The sequence below is a fragment of the Rhizobium sp. BR 314 genome (genome assembly GCF_047445805.1).
GTDB lineage: Bacteria > Pseudomonadota > Alphaproteobacteria > Rhizobiales > Rhizobiaceae > Rhizobium > Rhizobium lusitanum_B.
On record NZ_JARWLA010000039.1, the window covers coordinates 1 to 17441 of the forward strand.

The window sequence follows — 17441 nt, forward strand, 5'->3', positions numbered from 1 at the left end:
GATCAAGCGGCGCACAGAGGTCGTCGGCATTTTCCCCAACGACGACGCCATCGTGCGCCTGGTCGGTGCGCTGCTGCTCGAACAGAACGATGAATGGGCCGTCCAGCGATCCCGCTACATGACACTTGAGACAATCGCCACAATGAGCGATGATCCGCTCATCAGCCTGCCAGCAGCAAGCTGATACTCATCCGACCCTCTGGGATGAGCCGTGGTCGTCTAAGCTACACCACGTCCTGGGACATGATCCGTACCGGTACTTTTCGATATGCGTGTATTCCACCCCTTTTGCACCACCAAGCACATTACCGCTGACCAGAATGTTTACCTGCTGGCGGTACAAGTTCACACACATTGTTATTTTAAACTGGCGTTCTATCGACGGCATCAAAGACATTCCTGCCAATCTGCCTTGCACCGTTCGCCGACTTGCCAGATCCGTTGAAAGCCAGGTGCTTCGATGGCCTCTCTTCCCTATAAACTCTAAGCCGATCTTGCGAGTATCCGCATGAGATGGGCTCCAGCAACATTGCTGGCATCCACTCAATGCTCTGCCGACGGGAGGGCAAGGCGCGATGCTTCCTGTAATAAAATCCCGCGCATCCATAGGCTCGCCGGATCACTGTTTTGAAGCGCAGGCCATTGAACGGCCTCTGTGAATGGGGGAAGCGGCAGTGGAAGGTCCATGATCCGAAGGGGCAAAACTTCTGCGAAATGTTGCGCCAGTCGCAACGGCACGGTCGCTATGCGATTGGTATTGGACAGAACGGGCAGGATCATGCTGAAGCCCTGCACGACGACCTCGATACGTCTCTTAAAACCGTGTTCGAGCAAATACCATTCTTCGATTGATGGTCTTCGTGAATTCCCGAATTTGGCCGCGACGTGCCCCATGGACATGTATCTGTCGAATGTAAGCGGCTGTGATAGCTCTTGGTTCCTGCCACAGCCCACGCATACGAGCCTTTCCTCAAACAGTTTCGCTCGAGGATGTCCAGTTGGCATGAACACGTCCGGGAGAATGATAAAATCGACTTCGCCACGGCGCAAAAGCTCGTCGTAATCATCGGCGAGGGGCAGGAATTCGAAGCTCACGCCTGGGGCTTCCCGCGCAGCACGCTTCACGACCTTTTCCATAAACACGAGTGTGAGGAAATCGGAAAGAATGATCCTGAAACGGCGATCCGACTGAAAGGGATCAAACGGCTCCCAGGAAATGATCGAAAGCTGGATATGGAGTAAGGCTTCACGTACGGCCGAAACAAGGCCCTTCGCACGCGGCGTCAGGACAAGTTCGCGACCATTCATCGTAAACAGTTCATCCTCGAAATAGACACGCAATCGGCCCACAGCAGCGCTCATCGCAGGCTGGCTGAGATTGATGCTGCGTGCCGCGGCCGTCAGGTTACGCTCGGTCATCAATGCGTCGAGCGCGACGAGAAGATTTAAGTCCAGTCCTTTGAAGCGCATCTTTTCCTTCATTCAAGATGTGGATGGTTGCCATCCAAACAATCAATTTTACCGATTCGGCATGATGGTGCATGAGGAAAATGTCGATAACCTGACAAGTATGTCGATTAGCAGACGAGTACATCGGCGTAAGCTTACGAACGACCGACGACGGTCGGAAGTATTCAGAGAGTTGATCATCTCAGACGCGAGCGAAATAGAAAGGTTCTACTATAACGATTGTATGCCGTTGCGACCGCCTGGGGCGTATGACGTGGGTAGACGAGCAGTTGCTGCAATCACACGATGTTTCCCTCAGAACTACAGCAGGAAAAAGGAGGTCTTTGCATGCGCTCAAAGGTGCGGTGGAGACTGTGCTGGGAAAACGAGTTGGAACTCGCCGAGCATATCGAGCTCGCCGACTTCTTTCGGATGACCTATGGGCCAACCGGGCCCTTTAATGCAAAACCATTCGAGGGCAGTCGAAGCTGGGCGGGAGCAAGGCCCGAACTTCGTCTCATCGCCTATGATGCTAATGGTGTCGCGGCTCATCTGGGCTTGCTGCGCCGATTTATTAAAATTGGCGCAATTGATCAGTTGGTGGGTGAGCTCGGACTATATGGCGTACGTCCGGATCTCGAGGGATTGGGGATCGGGCATTCAGTTCACGCCATGCTTCCTGTATTGCGCGAACTCGCCGTTCCATTTGCTTTCGGCACCGTTCGGCCCGCATTGCAAAAGCATATCGAAAGGTTCGGCCGTTACGGTCCGGTAACGATCTTATCGGGGATTCGTGTGTCGTCCACTCTACCGGAGGCGCGCCTCGACAAGCCGCCCACACGCATTGACGACGCGCTTGTCATCGTCCTGCCGATTGGAAGATCCATCTCCGATTGGCCTGCCGGCACGGTAATCGATCGGAACGGGCCAGAGCTATGACGCAACTCGATTGCTTATACGAAATGCCCAATGCGTGCGATGACGCCACCGACCGGCCGAGCATCTATCTGACATTTGACGACGGACCTCATCCCTTCTGTACGCCTGAGATTCTAGACGTGCTGGCGCAACATCAGGCGCCCGCAACCTTCTTCGTTATCGGAACTTACGCAGCCGAGCGGCCGAAACTCATCCAACGAATGATCGCCGAAGGGCACAAGGTCGCCAATCACACGATGACCCATCCGGACCTGTCCAATTGCGGTCCCGGCGAAATAGAACATGAGATATCTGAGGCGAGCAGGGCTATCAAGACTGCATGCCCGCAGGCGTCGGTGCAATATATGCGCGCTCCCTACGGGAGCTGGACCCAAGACGTTCTTTCCGTGTCGGCGAGCGCAGGGCTGGCGGCCGTCCATTGGTCTGTGGACCCGCGAGACTGGTCTCGTCCTGGCGTCGATGCCATTGTCGATGCAGTGCTCGCCTCTATCCGTCCCGGGGCAATCGTTCTGTTGCACGACGGATGCCCTCCAAGCGAGGCGAAGCCGAGCGTAGATAGCAGTCTGCGCCGTCATACCATCATGGCACTCTCTCGCATCATCCCAGTCGTGCGCGACCGCGGATTTTTAATCCGCTCGCTTCCTCAACATCACTGAAAGCGATATTCATGAATCTGCTCGACGCAACCAGCACTGCCGCTATCTCGCTTTATGCGATGCTCTCGACGGCTTATAAAAGCATGCAGGTCGTTTATGCTCGGCCAATCGAGGAGCCATCGACCTCTGCAGAGCCCATTGCTTCGGCGCAATGGCCGAGCGTCGATGTCATCATACCCTCCTTCAATGAGGATCCGGGCACACTCTGGGACTGCCTGGAGTCCATCGCGCAGCAAGAATACGCTGGGGATTTGAATGTCTATGTGGTTGATGACGGTTCCAGCAATCGCGACGCCATCACGCCCGTCCACACGGCGTTTGCACGCGATCCAAGATTCACATTCATTCTGCTCAGGGAGAATGTTGGAAAGCGCAAGGCGCAGATAGCAGCGATACGCCGTTCCTCTGGGGATTTGGTCCTCAACGTCGACTCCGACACCATTCTCGCCCCAGACGTCGTCGTGAAACTTGCACTCAAGATGCAAGATCCGGCAATTGGCGCGGCTATGGGCCAGCTTGCCGCCAGCAACCGCCACGAGACCTGGTTGACCCGTTTGATCGACATGGAATACTGGCTGGCCTGTAATGAGGAGCGCGCGGCACAGGCTCGTTTCGGTGCTGTCATGTGCTGCTGTGGCCCATGCGCCATGTACCGCCGGACTGCGCTTACCATGCTACTCGACCAGTACGAAACGCAAATGTTCCGGGGAAAGCGAAGCGATTTCGGCGAAGATCGTCATCTTACGATTCTCATGTTGAAGGCCGGATTTCGAACCGAATATGTTCCAACCGCCATCGCGGCAACTGTTGTTCCAAACAAGCTGCGCCCTTATCTGCGTCAACAACTTCGCTGGGCACGCAGCACTTTCCGTGACACGTTGCTTGCAATGAACCTTCTGCCTGGTCTTGACCGTTTTCTCACGTTGGACGTCATTGGTCAGAACCTCGGACCGCTCTTGCTCGCCCTATCGGTGCTAACCGGACTAGCGCAGTTCGCGCTCACCGGGACCGTGCCCTGGTGGACATGCCTGATGATCGCATCGATGACCATGATCCGCTGCAGCGTCGCAGCGGTTCGTGCTCGCCAATTTCGATTTATCGGCTTCTCCCTGCATACCTTCATCAACATCTTTTTCCTGCTGCCCTTGAAGGCCTACGCGCTCTGTACGTTGAGCAATAGCGATTGGCTGTCGCGCGGCTCTGCTGCCAAGGCAACAGGCAAGGGTGGAAAGCTGGACGCCATCCAAGACCCGGTTGCTGCATCAAGCCCGAGAGAATCGCAAGAAAATGAAGCTCCGCTTCGCCGGCACAATCTTGCGAGAGATGCTACCAGATCGATGGCATATGACGGCATTTGCACCGACCAGTAATGATCGCTCTATCAAGGTAGACGGCTTGAAAACGCACGACAATTATCAACTTTTAAATCGCGAACTGGCTGCAGATGATCCGTGGCGCCTCGACGGAAATCCGTTCGAACGCAAGCGTCACGCGCAAATGCTCCTGCTGTCGCTTGCCCAGGGGCCCATCGCAAATGCACTCGAAGTCGGGTGTGCGGCCGGCGCCTTCACGGAAAAACTGGCGCCCCATTGCCAGCGCCTCACCGTTATCGATGTCGTGCCAGAAGCGATTGATCGAACACGCCGGCGCATGAACAAGCCGGCACATATCAGCTGGGTTGTCTCAGACGTACAACAGTTTTCCTCTGAAGAGCTTTTCGATCTGATCGTGGTTGCAGAAGTTCTTTATTACCTCGGAGACATTGCCGAGATGCGAATGGCAGTTGGGAACCTGCTTCGCATGCTTGCGCCGGGCGGGCATCTGGTCTTCGGCTCGGCTCGCGATGCGAACTGCCAGCGCTGGGGTCATGTTACCGGCGCTGAGACGGTCATTGCCATTCTCACCGAAATGTTGGTCGAGGTAGAGCGTCTTGAGTTACAGGGGGACTCGGACAACGAAGACTGCTTGCTCGTCCGTTTCCGCAATCCGGTTTCCTCTTCCTAATCAATTGAAGTTTCGAGCTTAGACATGGAGACACTATGCGCATCTGTGGTATAAAGCTGACCCATGACGGGGCGATCGCCCTTATCGAGGACGGACGGCTAGTCTTCTGCATTGAGCAGGAGAAGCAAGACAACAATCGCCGATACCAAACCATCGACAATCTCGACGCAATTGTCACCGCGTTGGCGGAACACGGTCTTAATCCAAGCGACGTCGATCAGTTCGTCATCGACGGATGGGATGGTGAGATCGAGTCGCGTTTCCAGGTCCTCAGCGGCGCGGCTCCCGTCACTCTCACGGGGGCGCCCTACGTTGAACGCCACCCCGACGGTCTTCTCGATTCGCTCGACGGCTCCGGCCTTATTCTCGACGACCGGGTTCTTTCTTATAAGAGCTATCCGCATGTTACCGGCCATGTGGCCTCCGCATACTGCACCAGTCCATTCGCCAAGGCTGGTGAAGCCGCGTTCTGCCTGGTATGGGGTGGCTGCATCTTCCCGCGCCTCTATCACGTCGATGGCCACGGAGCGCGGTTCCTTGAGTCCTTATTCCCGATGATAGGGCAAGCTTACGCTGCCGCGGGCCATTACTTCGGGCCATATAAGCAGCCAAGCCGCGCGGGCTGGGACCTCGGTGTCGCCGGCAAGCTGATGGCCTATATCGCGCTTAGCTCGATTGATGAAGACATCGTCGCGGTGTTCGAAGAGCTCTACGAGGAGCACTTTTCAGGCGATGCCGAGCGAGCCTGTCGCTATCGCGCAAACATCAACGACGCTGAATCTTCCCTTATAGCCGTACATGACTTCTTCGATGCCAGCGTGGTCCGATTGGAGGATAAGGCGCCCGAAAACGTGCTTGCATCATTCCATTCTTTCCTGGAGCTTCTCTTAGTCCGTGAAATGGCGCTTGCCATGCAGCGCCACTCACTGCCAGGGCCGCGTAATTTATGCATAGCCGGCGGCTGTGGTCTCAACATCAAATGGAACAGTGCACTGCGCGAGACGGGCCTGTTCGATGCCGTCTGGGTTCCGCCATTTCCGAACGACAGTGGTTCTGCAATCGGTGCCGCCTGCAGCGCCATGGCGGCGCATGAAGGCTTTGTGCCGCTGGAGTGGTCGGTCTACAGCGGCCCGGCTTTGAAAAACGGCGATGCGCCGCCCGGATGGGAGGCTGCCCCGTGCAGCATATTAGAACTCGCCACGATCCTCGCCAGCAATAAGCCCGTTGTCTTTCTTGCCGGGCGCGCCGAGCTCGGACCCCGGGCGCTCGGAGGCAGAAGCATTCTCGCAGCCGCGACGTCGCCGCAAATGAAAGACTATCTCAACGAAGTCAAATTTCGCGAACACTTCCGGCCGGTGGCGCCAATATGCCTGGAGGACCTCGCGCCGGATATATTCAGTCCCGGAACGCCCGATCCCTACATGCTGTTCGACCACCAGACGCGCCCGGAGTGGAAGGACAAGATTCCCGCTGTCGTCCATCTCGACGGATCTGCACGTTTGCAAACCATTTCCAGGAGCTCTGAACACGCAGTTACCGAACTCCTCATCGAGTATGAAAAACTCACAGGCATTCCGCTGCTTTGCAACACGAGTGCCAACCTCCATGGACGGGGCTTCTTCCCGGATGCTGCCGCAGCCTGCGAATGGGGACGCATCGACCATGTATGGTGCAACGGCGTGCTCTTCACCAAGGAGCGGGTCGCCGAATTGGCGCCAGTTGGCGTCGCAGACAACATGAAGATGAGCACATGTCCACGGTAGCAATCGAACTTGCCGGTGTCACGAAGTCTTACGGCGAAAGGACCGTCGTCGACGGGCTGTCGTTTTCCGTTGGAGCGGGAGAATGCTTTGGCCTGCTCGGGCCGAACGGCGCGGGAAAAAGCACAATCGCGCGAATGGTTCTCGGCATGACTCTTCCTGATTCCGGCAAGATCAGCGTGCTCGGTGTACCCGTGCCGGCGCGCGCCCGCTTGGCACGCAGGCGCATCGGCGTCGTCCCTCAGTTCGACAACCTCGACGCCGAATTCACTGTGCGCGAAAATCTTGTGGTGTTCGGACGCTATTTCGGCATGAGCACACGCGAGGTCGAAAAGGTTATCCCGTCACTGCTCGAGTTCGCGCGCCTTGAGAGCAAGGCGCATGCACGCGTTTCCGAGCTGTCCGGCGGCATGAAGCGGCGCCTGACACTGGCGCGTGCGCTGATCAACGACCCGCAGCTGCTTGTCATGGATGAGCCGACGACGGGCCTTGATCCGCATGCGCGCCACTTGATCTGGGAGCGCCTGCGGGCACTTCTGGCGCGCGGCAAGACAATTATCTTGACCACCCACTTCATGGAAGAAGCTGAGCGTTTGTGCGATCGCCTGTGCGTCATCGAGAAGGGACGCATCATCGCCGAGGGCCGCCCGCATGCGCTTGTCGACGAGCAGATCGGCTGCCAGGTGATCGAAATATACGGCGGCAATCCGCATGAACTGCATTCAGCGATCCGGCCATATGCGCAACGGTTCGAGGTGAGCGGCGAGACGCTCTTTTGTTACGCGTCCGATCCGGAGCCGGTCTTGGCGCAACTGCGCGGGCGAACGGGCCTGCGTCTTTTGCAGCGGCCACCGAATCTGGAGGATGTTTTTTTGCGGCTGACCGGGCGCGAGATGGAGAAATGAATGATGGGTGAAGGTTATGCGACAACGCTGCCGGCTAACGCTTGGAACTGGATTGCGGTTTGGCGCCGCAACTATCTGGCATGGAAGAAGGTTGCGCTTGCGTCGATACTCGGGAATCTCGCCGATCCCATGATCTACCTGTTCGGTCTCGGTTACGGCCTCGGCATAATGGTCGGTCGCGTGGACGGGGCTCCATATATCGCGTTTCTGACGGGCGGCATGGTTGCGGCAAGTTCCATGACATCTGCTACCTTCGAAACGATTTATGCGGCTTTCGCTCGCATGCAATCTCACCGCTGGGAAGCAATCCTATACACACAACTGACGCTCGGCGATGTCATTCTCGGCGAATTGGCATGGGCGGCCACCAAGGCGTTTCTGGCCGGGACGGGAATTTTGATCGTCGCCACTATGCTCGGCTATGCGGCGTGGACGTCGATCCCCTGCGTGCTGCCGGTTATTGCGCTAACAGGGTTTGCATTCGCGAGCGTGGCCATGGTCGTCGTGGCACTCGCACCCAGTTACGACTATTTCATTTTCTACCAGACGCTCGTCCTCACGCCGATGTTGTTCCTCTGCGGCGCGGTCTTTCCGGTCGCGCAACTGCCGGGCGGATTTCAGGAAATGGCGCAGTTGCTGCCGCTCGCACATGCGATCGACCTCATTCGTCCAGCAATGCTCGGCCGGCCGGCGGAAAGCGTCGGCCTGCATGTCGGTGCGCTCTGCCTTTACGCGGCATTGCCGTTCTTCCTTTCGGCAACGCTTCTGCGGCGCCGTCTGATGCCCTGAAGCCGTGACCGCTTACGAAACGGAGTGATGAAATGCAGTATCGCGGACTCGGCCGCAGCGGCCTGAAAGTAAGCGCGTTCGGCTTGGGTACGATGGGCTGGGGAGAGCAGAACACGGAAGCCGAGGCACGCGCGCAACTCGGGGCGGCTCTCGATGTAGGCGTAAACTTTGTCGACACGGCGGAGATGTATCCTGTACCACCGCGCGTCGGGACGACGGTCTCTCGGCGCGCTATATCGACAGTTGGCTGCGCAAAACCGGCCGCAGGCAGGATGTGGTGCTTTCGACCAAAGCGGTCGGTCCCGTCCGGCCAGCCAAAGCAAACCTGCCCTATATCCTGGACGGCCGCGTCAGCTACACGCGCGCAAACCTTTTCGAAGCAGTCGATGCCAGCCTTCAAAGGCTGCAGACGGATCATACCGATCTGTTTCAGCTGCACTGGCCAGACCGCAGTACGAACGTCTTTCAATAGCCTGGCGTAAAGAACCAGCCGGAGAGCCCTTACGCTCGTCGGCGCAACGGCGAAGTTCTTGTGCGGGCGCCATCCCCACCTTTGTGATCAATAACAGTTGGAAACATGCGCAATGATCCATTCCCTACCGTCGCCGGAGCCATTTGTAATCCTTGCGATGCCGCGAACTGGGACGCACTATCTCGAAGCGTTGCTGAACGATCATCCAAATATCTTGAGCAACGGTGAGTTGCTCAACAGCTATGATGAAAATTGGCCCGATAAGGATCGCCTGAGGCACAGCGATCGCGAGCTTCTCGAGCTCGCCTACATGCGCTATCCACCAGCCAAGAAGAAGGTGACGCATGTCGGCTGTAAAATTAACGAGCCTCAATTTTATGAGCGTCCAGGCTTTTTCGACGAATTGGCTCGCTGGCAAGGCCTCAAAGTCATTTTGCTTACTCGCAATACATTGGAATCCCTACGATCGCTGGTGCAGGCAAGGCAAACGGGTCAGTGGCTGAAATTCAGCCCGGACCGTAATGAGCCCCCAAGTGTCTCGCTGTCAGTGAACGAATGCGAAGCCTATTTCAAAGCTGCCGACGATTTCCATGCGCGGGTCAAGGATGCGTTTGATCCGAGCAAACTGCTGATGATCGAATACCAGGATCTTCTTCTTAAACCGAGCGCATGCCTGGCAGCCGTTTTGGCCTTCCTGGGAGCTCCCGCGCATCGGTTTTCCAATCGCGCCACCATTCAACGGCAGGAAACACGCTCGCTCGCTCGCTCGCTGCGGAATTTTGTAGAGCTACGGCGGCACTTTGCAGGCGGCCCCTACGCGAAGTTCTTCGAGCTTGACGACGCATCGGCTCCGCAAGGATAAATGAGATGTCTTTCGACAATCTGCGATACCTCGAATCCGAAGCCATCCATATCATTCGGGAGGTCGCTGCGACCTTTTCCAATCCGGTAGTGCTCTATTCCATCGGAAAGGACTCCTCCGTTTTATTGCATCTCGCAATGAAGGCGTTCTTCCCGGGAAAACCGCCCTTTCCCTTTCTTCATGTGGACACCCGGTGGAAGTTTCGGGAGATGATCGATTTCCGCGACCGCATGATGCGGGAAATGGACCTGAAATTGATTGTCCACGTCAATCAGGATGGCATCGATCAGGGTATCAGCCCGTTTCGAGACGGCTCCAACGTGCACACGCACATGATGAAGACCATGGCGCTGCGCCAGGCGTTGGACAAATTCAGTTTCGATGCTGCGCTCGCAGGCGCACGCCGCGAGGAGGAAAAATCGCGAGCCAAAGAGCGGATCTTTTCCATTCGCAACGCACAGCATGCTTGGGATCCGAAACGCCAGCGTCCGGAGATGTGGAGAACCTACAATACGCGTGTCAGCGCAGGCGAAACGATGCGCGTCTTTCCGCTTTCCAACTGGACGGAACTCGACGTCTGGGAATACAACCAAAAGGAAAACATCCCGGTCGTGCCACTCTATTTCGCGGCGCCGCGGCCCGTCGTTCAGCGCGGTGCGGGGATGATCATGGTCGATGACGAGCGCATGCCGCTTGAGCCCGACGAAACGGTCACGCAGCGCATGATCCGTTTCCGTACGCTCGGCTGCTACCCTTTGACGGGCGCGATCGAATCCAGTGCGGAGACGGTGCCGGAAATCCTGCGCGAGATCGTGGAGGCACGCACCTCCGAAAGACAGAGCCGGCTGATCGATTTCGACGAGGCCGGCGCAATGGAGAAGAAGAAGCGGGAAGGGTACTTCTGATGCCATATCCTTTTTCGATATCGCCGCATGACATGGAAGAGCATCTGGTCCAAGAGGACAAAGGACCGGTTCTTCGATTCATTACCTGCGGTTCGGTCGATGACGGCAAATCGACCTTGATCGGGCGACTGCTCTGCGATGCGCAACTGGTCTTCGAAGACCAATTGGCAGACCTTCGCCACGGGGGCATCCGCGGCGGCAATGGCGAGGAAATCGATTTCTCTCTGGTGCTCGACGGCCTTGAGGCGGAGCGCGAACAGGGCATCACCATAGATGTTGCCTATCGCTATTTCTCCACGTCGAAGCGCAAGTTCATCGTTGCCGACACGCCAGGCCACTTCGAATATACGCGCAACATGGCGACGGGCGCATCAACTGCCGACCTTGCCGTCATCCTCGTCGACAGCCGCCAAGGCATACTCCAGCAAACACGCAGGCATTCCTATCTCGCCTCGCTTCTCGGCATTCGCCATGTCGTCCTGGCTGTGAACAAGATCGATCTCATCGATTTCAGCGAGCCGATATTTGATGCCATTGTGGCCGAATACGTGCGCTTCTCGGCGAAGCTGGGTTTTGCCAGCGTAATGGCCATTCCGATGTCCGCCCGCTTCGGAGACAATGTTGTTTCGAAATCGGGGAAATTACCCTGGTATCAAGGCTCCCCGCTTCTTGAATATCTGGAAACGGTGGAACTCGACGCACCTGACAGGCAAGAACCCTTTCGTTTTCCTGTTCAGCTCGTCATGCGGCCGAATGCGGATTTTCGAGCTACGCGGGCCGGATCGCATCCGGAAAAATTGCGGTCGGCGATCCGGTGATCGTTGCAAAATCAGGTCTGCGATCGTCGGTCAGGGCGATCATTGCCCCTGATGGCAACCAGATATCTGCCGCAGAAGGGGAACCGGTAACCTTGGTTCTTGCCGACGAGGTAGATGTCTCGAGGGGCGACATGCTGGTTGACCCCGCCTCAAGACCTTTTGTCTCGGACCAATTTCAGGCGCATCTTATTTGGTTCGATGCCAATCCGATGCTCCCCGGACGAAGCTATCTCTTGCGGACGGAGACGGACAGTGTCAGCGCCACGGTGACTGTGCTCAAGCACCAACTAAATGTCGACAGCTTCGTTCGCGAACCGGCCAAACTGCTTCAGATGAACGAGGTGGGCGTCTGCAACATCATGACGCAACGACCGATCGTCTTTGACGCCTACAAGGAAAATAGGTCAACCGGCAATTTCATCATCGTCGATAGGGTAAGCAGCGCGACCGTCGGCGCCGGCATGATTGATTTCCCGCTTCGTCGTGCCGACAACGTTCATTGGCAGGCGCTCGACGTCGACAAGGCCGCGCGGTCGGCTCTCAAGAACCAAAAGCCTGCTGTCCTTTGGCTCACCGGTCTGTCCGGTTCGGGCAAGTCGACGATCGCCAATGCACTCGAAGCGCTTCTGCATACTTGCGGCAAGCATACCTATCTATTGGACGGAGATAACGTACGCCACGGGCTTAATCGTGACCTTGGCTTTACCGCAGTTGATCGGGTCGAGAACATACGCCGCGTCGCTGAGGTCGCCAAGTTGATGGCGGACGCAGGGCTGATCGTAATTTGCTCCTTCATCTCGCCCTTCCGAGACGAGCGGCGTATGGCGCGCGAGCTCATGGGCGAAGGCGAGTTCATCGAAATCTTTGTTGACACGCCTTTAGACGAATGTGCGCGCCGAGATCCGAAAGGGCTTTATAAGAAGGCCTTTGCCGGAAACATTGCCAATTTCACCGGCGTCTCGTCTCCCTATGAGGCTCCGGAGAATCCGGAACTTCACCTCAAAACCATGGGCCAGGAGCCAGCGAGGTTAGCGCTTCAGATAGAAGAGTTCCTTCGAAGCCGAATGGAGGAGAAATAGCTCACTGGCCCAGTGCAGACAGGAATTTTAGCAACTGAGAGCCTGTCAACAGGGGAGGGCCGAAAATCTCCTGCAGCTGCTTCGCTGAGAAGAGTAGCCGGCCAGGCCAGCGGGTGCTGGCGTTTCACCAGCTTTACGGACCATATGACGGCAGCCTACCGAGAATACACCTTCAAATACTGGATGGACACTCATCGCAGCGAGGAAATCTTCTTCGTCCTGCAGGTCCAGAAGGTTATGCCAAAAACCTTCGTTGCATTTGGCTCCTGCCGGTACGTGGAGGAAGGGGAGAGGCTTCCCCGATCTCACATCATCGCTGATTGCAAGTCGGAAGCTGATGCGCTCGCCTTACGCGATCGGTTCTTCGCCATACGAGTCGATACGGGCAAGACTATCGAAAAGGAGATGTATCGGCGCGTTGATAAGTTCGCAGCGCGCGCAGAGGGGAAGACGCGAAGACGCTGAAGAAAAACCTATCGCTGCCTCCCACATATATTCGGGAGGCAGGCATGACCTCACCGGCCGTACACAAAGACCCCATCCTCTCGGGCCGCCTTAATGATCGCCTCTCGCACTTCTTCGGCAGTTATTCTGCCCTCATGGGCTGCAAGAACCGCTCTCTTGGCGTCTTCATAGGCTTCGCCGGTATTCTCTGCCGGCCATTCGTTGAGCAGGAAATCGGCAGCGCGCTCGGCGCTGTTGATCGCGACCGCTCTGCCGGCCTGTCTCGTTTCCAGCATCAGAGTTTTATCCCACCATTGTGTGGTCATGGCATTATTCCTCCGCAATCAAAACTGGCGATCAGATGCTTGGTTCCAAGGAGGGCGGCGTGATGCTCATCTTCGAAAGATCCTGTATTCGCATTCGGGTACCCCTCGCACATGCAGGGTTCGCTTATCGCCTACGTGTTTCCAGAATCTCTTTTTGTCCGCTACGCGACTATCTGCGAGGCCTTGGCGCCGACGTCAGGCTTTCAAGACTGATCGAGAGGCGGCTTTCATGCGCAACAGTTGATTGGCAGCCGCGTCAAGTTCCGTTCGCAGGGATCCGACATGGCGTCGACATTGTTCATGATCTAGAAGGCGGCAGTCGGTTCCGCAAGAACGACGAGCGCGGAAATTCATCATCCGCCCGCCATGCTCGGTCCGCCGCAAAGCGCCCAGGGCTCCCCGTAGCTAGTTTCCGTCCACAAACAGGCGTATTTAAGCGCGTTTACAAGGGTTTGTCCTTTGCGGTGAGAGTGGTTTTGGGGCGACGGACAGGATCATGAACGCTTGTGATTGGGCAGTATACAGTTGGCGGCGCTGAGGCGTACGCCACGAGGCCGGCATTGTAGCGACGGCGCAATTCTAAAAGCTGGTCGGAGTTCAGGTCGGTTTGAGGCGGATGAAGAGGACGAGGTTGTAAGCCACGACGGAGGACCAGACGTAGGTCTTGAAGTGGTCAAGGCCCCGCCAGGTGCAGCGTGCCAGGCCGTAGGCACGCTTGAGGCATGATATTCCGGCTTCGATACCGGCGCGGAAGTTGCGCAACTTGCGATAGACCCAATTGCTTCTGACCATGTCCTCGACCTTGAGGCCAGCTTTCTTGTGGAATGCCATGTCGCGAACGCCCCAGGTCTTGGCTGTGGCCAGGTTGCCGCGACTGGCAAAGCCGCCGTCGGCCGCCGCCTGCCGCGGCGCGTTTCCATAGACGGCGATGTGGCGCTCCAGCATCGGCAGCAGCCGCTCGCTGTCGGGCGGATTACCTGCCTCGATCACCAGATCGAGGATCATGCCGCTTCTGCCGGTGGTCAGGTTGAGCTTGTGGCCGTATTCGGTCTCGCGGCTACCTTTGACGATGATATCGGCATGGGGTTCGAACAGGCTTACCAGCTTCTCGCCCGCCGGCAGCTTCTCGCCCGCCAGTACTCGCCGCTCGCTCTGTTTGATGATGCGTTCGATCAGCGGTCGATAGCGGCAAACCTGGGCCTGCCAGAGTTGGACGAGCGGATTGCTCGCCGCTGCCAGTCGCTCGGTTGCCTGCTTCAGGTATGCCAAGGTCGCGCAGGCGATCGCGATCAGCTCACGGTAGAGCCGGACCCGATTGGGCTGACCGCGTGTGAACTGGATCTCGCGGGCACGCTTCTTGGCCGCGCGGCAATGATCGCGCCATGCCAGGCCGGCGCCGACCAAGGTATCTGCCTTCTTCAGCAGGCGCACCATGACCCGCACGGCATCCCACAGCAGGCTGCTGTCGCTCGGTTCGTGCATGAGTGCCGAGGTCACTGTACTGTCCAGCCGCACGACCGTGCCGTCTTCCAGCTTCGCCTGCCGAGCGCTCGACAGCAGCGCCCGATTGATCACTTCCCAGGTCTCGGGTCGGATCGCGCTGATCGTCTTTTGCAGCACTGACTTTTGCGGGCTCCATGACCACGGCAGGCGCGCAAAGGCCCGAAACGACGCGGAGTCCTCGAGATGGAACGCCAGTTCCTGGTAGCTCAGCTGCCGGTATTGCTTGAGCAATGCGCAACGCAGCACTGCCTCGGCCGGCAGCCCTTGCCGTCCGGTGGCCTTGACGCCGTGCCGACCCAGATCCCGCCCCACCAAGCCAAACAGATCGTGGTGCTCGTCCAGCCACTGCGACATCGACTTCAGTTCGTGGCCGATCTCGTGCGTGGCGAAAAGATCGAATATACTGGCTTGGACGGTGCGTTCCTGGCGCATTGTCGGCTCCGGCGGTTGCAGATTGTGCTTCGGAATCAGTGGCATGAGCCCAAAGTATACCTGAAACCGCCGGGCCTTGCTTGCGCAAAATTCAGATTCACTTAATAATATCAATAASTTGATGTTCGTGGACGGAAACTAGCTAGAGTCGCCAGGCAGAACTTAATAGCCCATTCGAATACCATTCGGCGTGATGGGGCCTGCGAACCGAATCCTGGAAGCGGCGGTTAGGTCGTCGTCTACAAGGACGGCCGGGAAATCGCTGCATTGTCCGCAGGCTTCGGTGAGACCGCGAACAATGTCATCGAGCTTACCGGCATGCTGCACGCTACCCAATGGATCATCGATTATTTCAAGAAGGACGAGCCGGCAACGATCTGGCGTGACGCCATGTACGTCGTGAACGGATGCAATGAATGGCGTAACTCCTGGGAGAGATGATTTTGGAGCGCCTGATCGAGGCGATGGAGACGGATATCGCGTAGCCCGTAAGGGTCGGGCCGAAGGCATTCGGAAGCAGCATGCCGCAATACCTCCATTCCGCCGCGGAAAACTTCGCCCGTCGGCGCGAGGACATCATCAAGACCGGTGGCGCCAGAACCCGCGAGGATGAAGCCGCCCAACGCAGGCAAACCGACAAGTCTTTAAGGTTTGTTGTCATAGACCGCAGAGTGGCAGGTCACCGCCGATCTACAATACGGTCGATTATACAAGGAAATTTGTCGAGGAGTGCCTCCTCAAAGGGCGTATATCATTGATGACATTACCATGTTCTAATTCAACAGTCGGCCGTGCCCACGACCGTAATTGAAACGAGCACTTGATGGAAACTCTGCCCCTATCCCTATTCGGATAGGGGCTTTTTGTGGGTGTGCTTGGGCATTGCTGTACGAAATACCGTTGTCATGCAGTCCGATGGTACAACGCGGCCTGTTACTCCCAGGTCTGTCGATTGTACCAATCGTCGATGTCGCGCCGCGCCCGATCTTTTTCCAAGCCGTAGCGTTGTTCTTGGATCTTGCCTTCGAGCTGATCTCGGCGTCCGTCGATTAGATCCAAGGTCGTCATCCGTGAGCTGTCCCCACTGCTCTTTCACCTTGCCCTTGATCTGCTTCCAATTTCCTTCAACTCTATTCCCATCCATGATGTTCTCATCGTAAGGGTTGTCCCTGCAGCGGTAATGTAGATCGGCTATCTTTGTTCGCCAAATAGTTGGAGGGGCCGCCGCGCGAAGCTGGGCAAAGCGAGCGCGCGGAAGCTGGGGTTAGGCCTCCGCTTTTTTTCAAGCATGCAGAAGTGGAATCAAGCCCTGAACGATAGATTCTGCCAATGCTTCCTATCGCTTCGCTATCTGGAAATTTCATAATCAAGGGCTTCTTGCCCCAATCGTCCGACTACGGATCAATGGCAAAGTATTTTACCAAGAAGGGGTTCGCTAAAAGTGGCCATGCACCAGCAAGTCTGGCGAGGTGGCGTTCGTCATGAATGCCTTGCTTATAAAGAGTGACAACGATTGGTGCCAGTCGCTGGGCTTCATTTACATCTTTCATTAGGTTCAATCTTGAGAAAATCTGCTCGAAAGCAAGCTGACAAATCTCTAGGTCACGCAGACCAAAGATTGCCTCATGGTTTCGAATATATTGGGAAAACGTCGAACCATCCTCATCATGCCGCTCCGCCGGGCTGGATACCGGTGACCCCATCTCGGGAGAATCCGAAACCATCCGCTGCTCTCCGATCGTGCATGAGTATACAACGCACGTTTACACTCCAGGCAACATTCTCGCAACCTGAGGCATCATTTCTTTGAGCATCTTCTCGGCGCCGCCACTTTACTGCTGAGCGGGCGTTTTCGCGGGCGGCGTTGTGGTGGTCGGCTGTGTCGTTGTCGTCTGGGCTGGGGCGTTGGGATTTGTCGTGCTGGTGTGGGGCCAGAAAGCCCAGGCGAGAGCTGCGACTACAATAATCCCGAGAATGACAACCCATGGCATCCAAGGTTGGCGACGTACCGGTGTCGTTCTGAGATCTGGGGCACGCTTGTTGATGTCGTTGCTCATCTGAGTACTCCTCTGGGACGTAACCTTTAGCTGCAGCAAAG

General features: G+C 56.8%; 18 protein-coding genes and 3 pseudogenes. 15 read left to right on the plus strand and 6 right to left on the minus strand.

Annotation, left to right across the window (positions count from 1 at the left end):
• On the plus strand, window positions 1-184 hold a 184-nt coding region (locus QD461_RS30755; protein WP_269824817.1), incomplete at its 5' end, for a transposase.
• 359 nt (window positions 185-543) lie between these two features.
• On the opposite strand, the gene QD461_RS30760 is transcribed toward QD461_RS30755, so the two are convergent.
• Window positions 544-1470: a LysR family transcriptional regulator gene (locus tag QD461_RS30760; RefSeq protein WP_004125953.1), complete on the minus strand. Its 927-nt coding sequence runs from the start codon at window positions 1468-1470 to the stop codon at window positions 544-546.
• Between the two features lie 327 nt (window positions 1471-1797).
• Between QD461_RS30760 and QD461_RS30765 the strand changes: the two genes are divergently transcribed.
• From QD461_RS30765 to QD461_RS30825, 13 genes and pseudogenes are all read left to right on the plus strand, one after another.
• Complete coding sequence (locus QD461_RS30765; protein WP_004125955.1) at window positions 1798-2388, plus strand: NodA family N-acyltransferase; 591 nt, start codon at window positions 1798-1800, stop codon at window positions 2386-2388.
• The gene (gene nodB / locus QD461_RS30770) at window positions 2385-3044 is read left to right on the plus strand and encodes a chitooligosaccharide deacetylase NodB (protein WP_004125963.1); all 660 of its coding nucleotides are present in this window, start codon (window positions 2385-2387) and stop codon (window positions 3042-3044) included. Before QD461_RS30765 ends, nodB begins: the two co-directional genes overlap by 4 nt.
• Before the next feature lie 11 nt (window positions 3045-3055).
• Window positions 3056-4414 carry a chitooligosaccharide synthase NodC gene (gene nodC / locus QD461_RS30775; protein WP_004125966.1) on the plus strand — a complete coding sequence of 453 codons (1359 nt, stop codon included), beginning with the start codon at window positions 3056-3058 and terminating at the stop codon, window positions 4412-4414.
• On the plus strand, window positions 4332-5048 hold the full coding sequence (gene nodS, locus QD461_RS30780; RefSeq protein ID WP_004125970.1) for a nodulation methyltransferase NodS: 717 nt from the start codon (window positions 4332-4334) through the stop codon (window positions 5046-5048). The genes nodC and nodS overlap by 83 nt, the downstream gene beginning before the upstream one ends.
• A gap of 35 nt (window positions 5049-5083) precedes the next feature.
• Window positions 5084-6811 (plus strand): nodulation protein NodU, encoded by a 1728-nt coding sequence (gene nodU / locus QD461_RS30785; protein WP_004125972.1) that lies wholly within the window; start codon window positions 5084-5086, stop codon window positions 6809-6811.
• A complete protein-coding gene (gene nodI / locus QD461_RS30790; protein WP_004125976.1) occupies window positions 6799-7713 on the plus strand; it encodes a nodulation factor ABC transporter ATP-binding protein NodI in 915 nt (304 codons plus the stop codon). Before nodU ends, nodI begins: the two co-directional genes overlap by 13 nt.
• Window positions 7714-7716: 3 nt before the next feature.
• Entirely contained in the window at window positions 7717-8502 is a 786-nt protein-coding gene (locus QD461_RS30795) for an ABC transporter permease (RefSeq protein ID WP_004125979.1), read from the plus strand.
• Between the two features lie 92 nt (window positions 8503-8594).
• Window positions 8595-8642 (plus strand): annotated as a pseudogene (locus QD461_RS30800) (aldo/keto reductase); the annotation flags it as partial.
• Window positions 8643-8776: 134 nt separating this feature from the next.
• Complete coding sequence (locus tag QD461_RS30805; RefSeq protein WP_331384342.1) at window positions 8777-8974, plus strand: aldo/keto reductase; 198 nt, start codon at window positions 8777-8779, stop codon at window positions 8972-8974.
• A 112-nt stretch (window positions 8975-9086) separates the two neighbouring features.
• On the plus strand, window positions 9087-9836 hold the full coding sequence (locus QD461_RS30810) for a sulfotransferase (protein ID WP_004125985.1): 750 nt from the start codon (window positions 9087-9089) through the stop codon (window positions 9834-9836).
• Between the two features lie 5 nt (window positions 9837-9841).
• Entirely contained in the window at window positions 9842-10741 is a 900-nt protein-coding gene (gene cysD / locus QD461_RS30815) for a sulfate adenylyltransferase subunit CysD (protein WP_004125988.1), read from the plus strand.
• Window positions 10741-12638 (plus strand): annotated as a pseudogene (gene cysC, locus QD461_RS30820) (adenylyl-sulfate kinase). The gene cysD and the pseudogene cysC overlap by 1 nt, the downstream one beginning before the upstream one ends.
• Window positions 12639-12782: 144 nt before the next feature.
• A complete protein-coding gene (locus tag QD461_RS30825) occupies window positions 12783-13103 on the plus strand; it encodes a hypothetical protein (protein ID WP_004125998.1) in 321 nt (106 codons plus the stop codon).
• 50 nt (window positions 13104-13153) lie between these two features.
• On the opposite strand, the gene QD461_RS30830 is transcribed toward QD461_RS30825, so the two are convergent.
• Both QD461_RS30830 and QD461_RS30835 read right to left on the minus strand, forming a co-directional pair.
• The gene (locus tag QD461_RS30830) at window positions 13154-13408 is read right to left on the minus strand and encodes a DUF982 domain-containing protein (protein ID WP_004126001.1); all 255 of its coding nucleotides are present in this window, start codon (window positions 13406-13408) and stop codon (window positions 13154-13156) included.
• A 597-nt stretch (window positions 13409-14005) separates the two neighbouring features.
• On the minus strand, window positions 14006-15343 hold the full coding sequence (locus QD461_RS30835; protein ID WP_004126005.1) for an ISNCY-like element ISRtr6 family transposase: 1338 nt from the start codon (window positions 15341-15343) through the stop codon (window positions 14006-14008).
• Between the two features lie 267 nt (window positions 15344-15610).
• Here QD461_RS30835 and QD461_RS30840 point away from each other — a divergent pair, with 267 nt between their 5' ends.
• Entirely contained in the window at window positions 15611-15784 is a 174-nt protein-coding gene (locus QD461_RS30840; protein WP_154660803.1) for a hypothetical protein, read from the plus strand.
• A gap of 492 nt (window positions 15785-16276) precedes the next feature.
• Here QD461_RS30840 and QD461_RS30845 read toward each other — a convergent pair.
• The 3 genes and pseudogenes from QD461_RS30845 to QD461_RS30855 form a co-directional block, all read right to left on the minus strand.
• A pseudogene (locus QD461_RS30845) lies at window positions 16277-16487 on the minus strand (CsbD family protein).
• Window positions 16488-16737: 250 nt separating this feature from the next.
• A complete protein-coding gene (locus tag QD461_RS30850) occupies window positions 16738-17067 on the minus strand; it encodes a hypothetical protein (protein WP_240535518.1) in 330 nt (109 codons plus the stop codon).
• Between the two features lie 108 nt (window positions 17068-17175).
• Window positions 17176-17400, minus strand: a complete 225-nt coding sequence (locus QD461_RS30855) for a hypothetical protein (protein WP_004126012.1) — start codon at window positions 17398-17400, stop codon at window positions 17176-17178.
• Window positions 17401-17441: the final 41 nt, after the last annotated feature.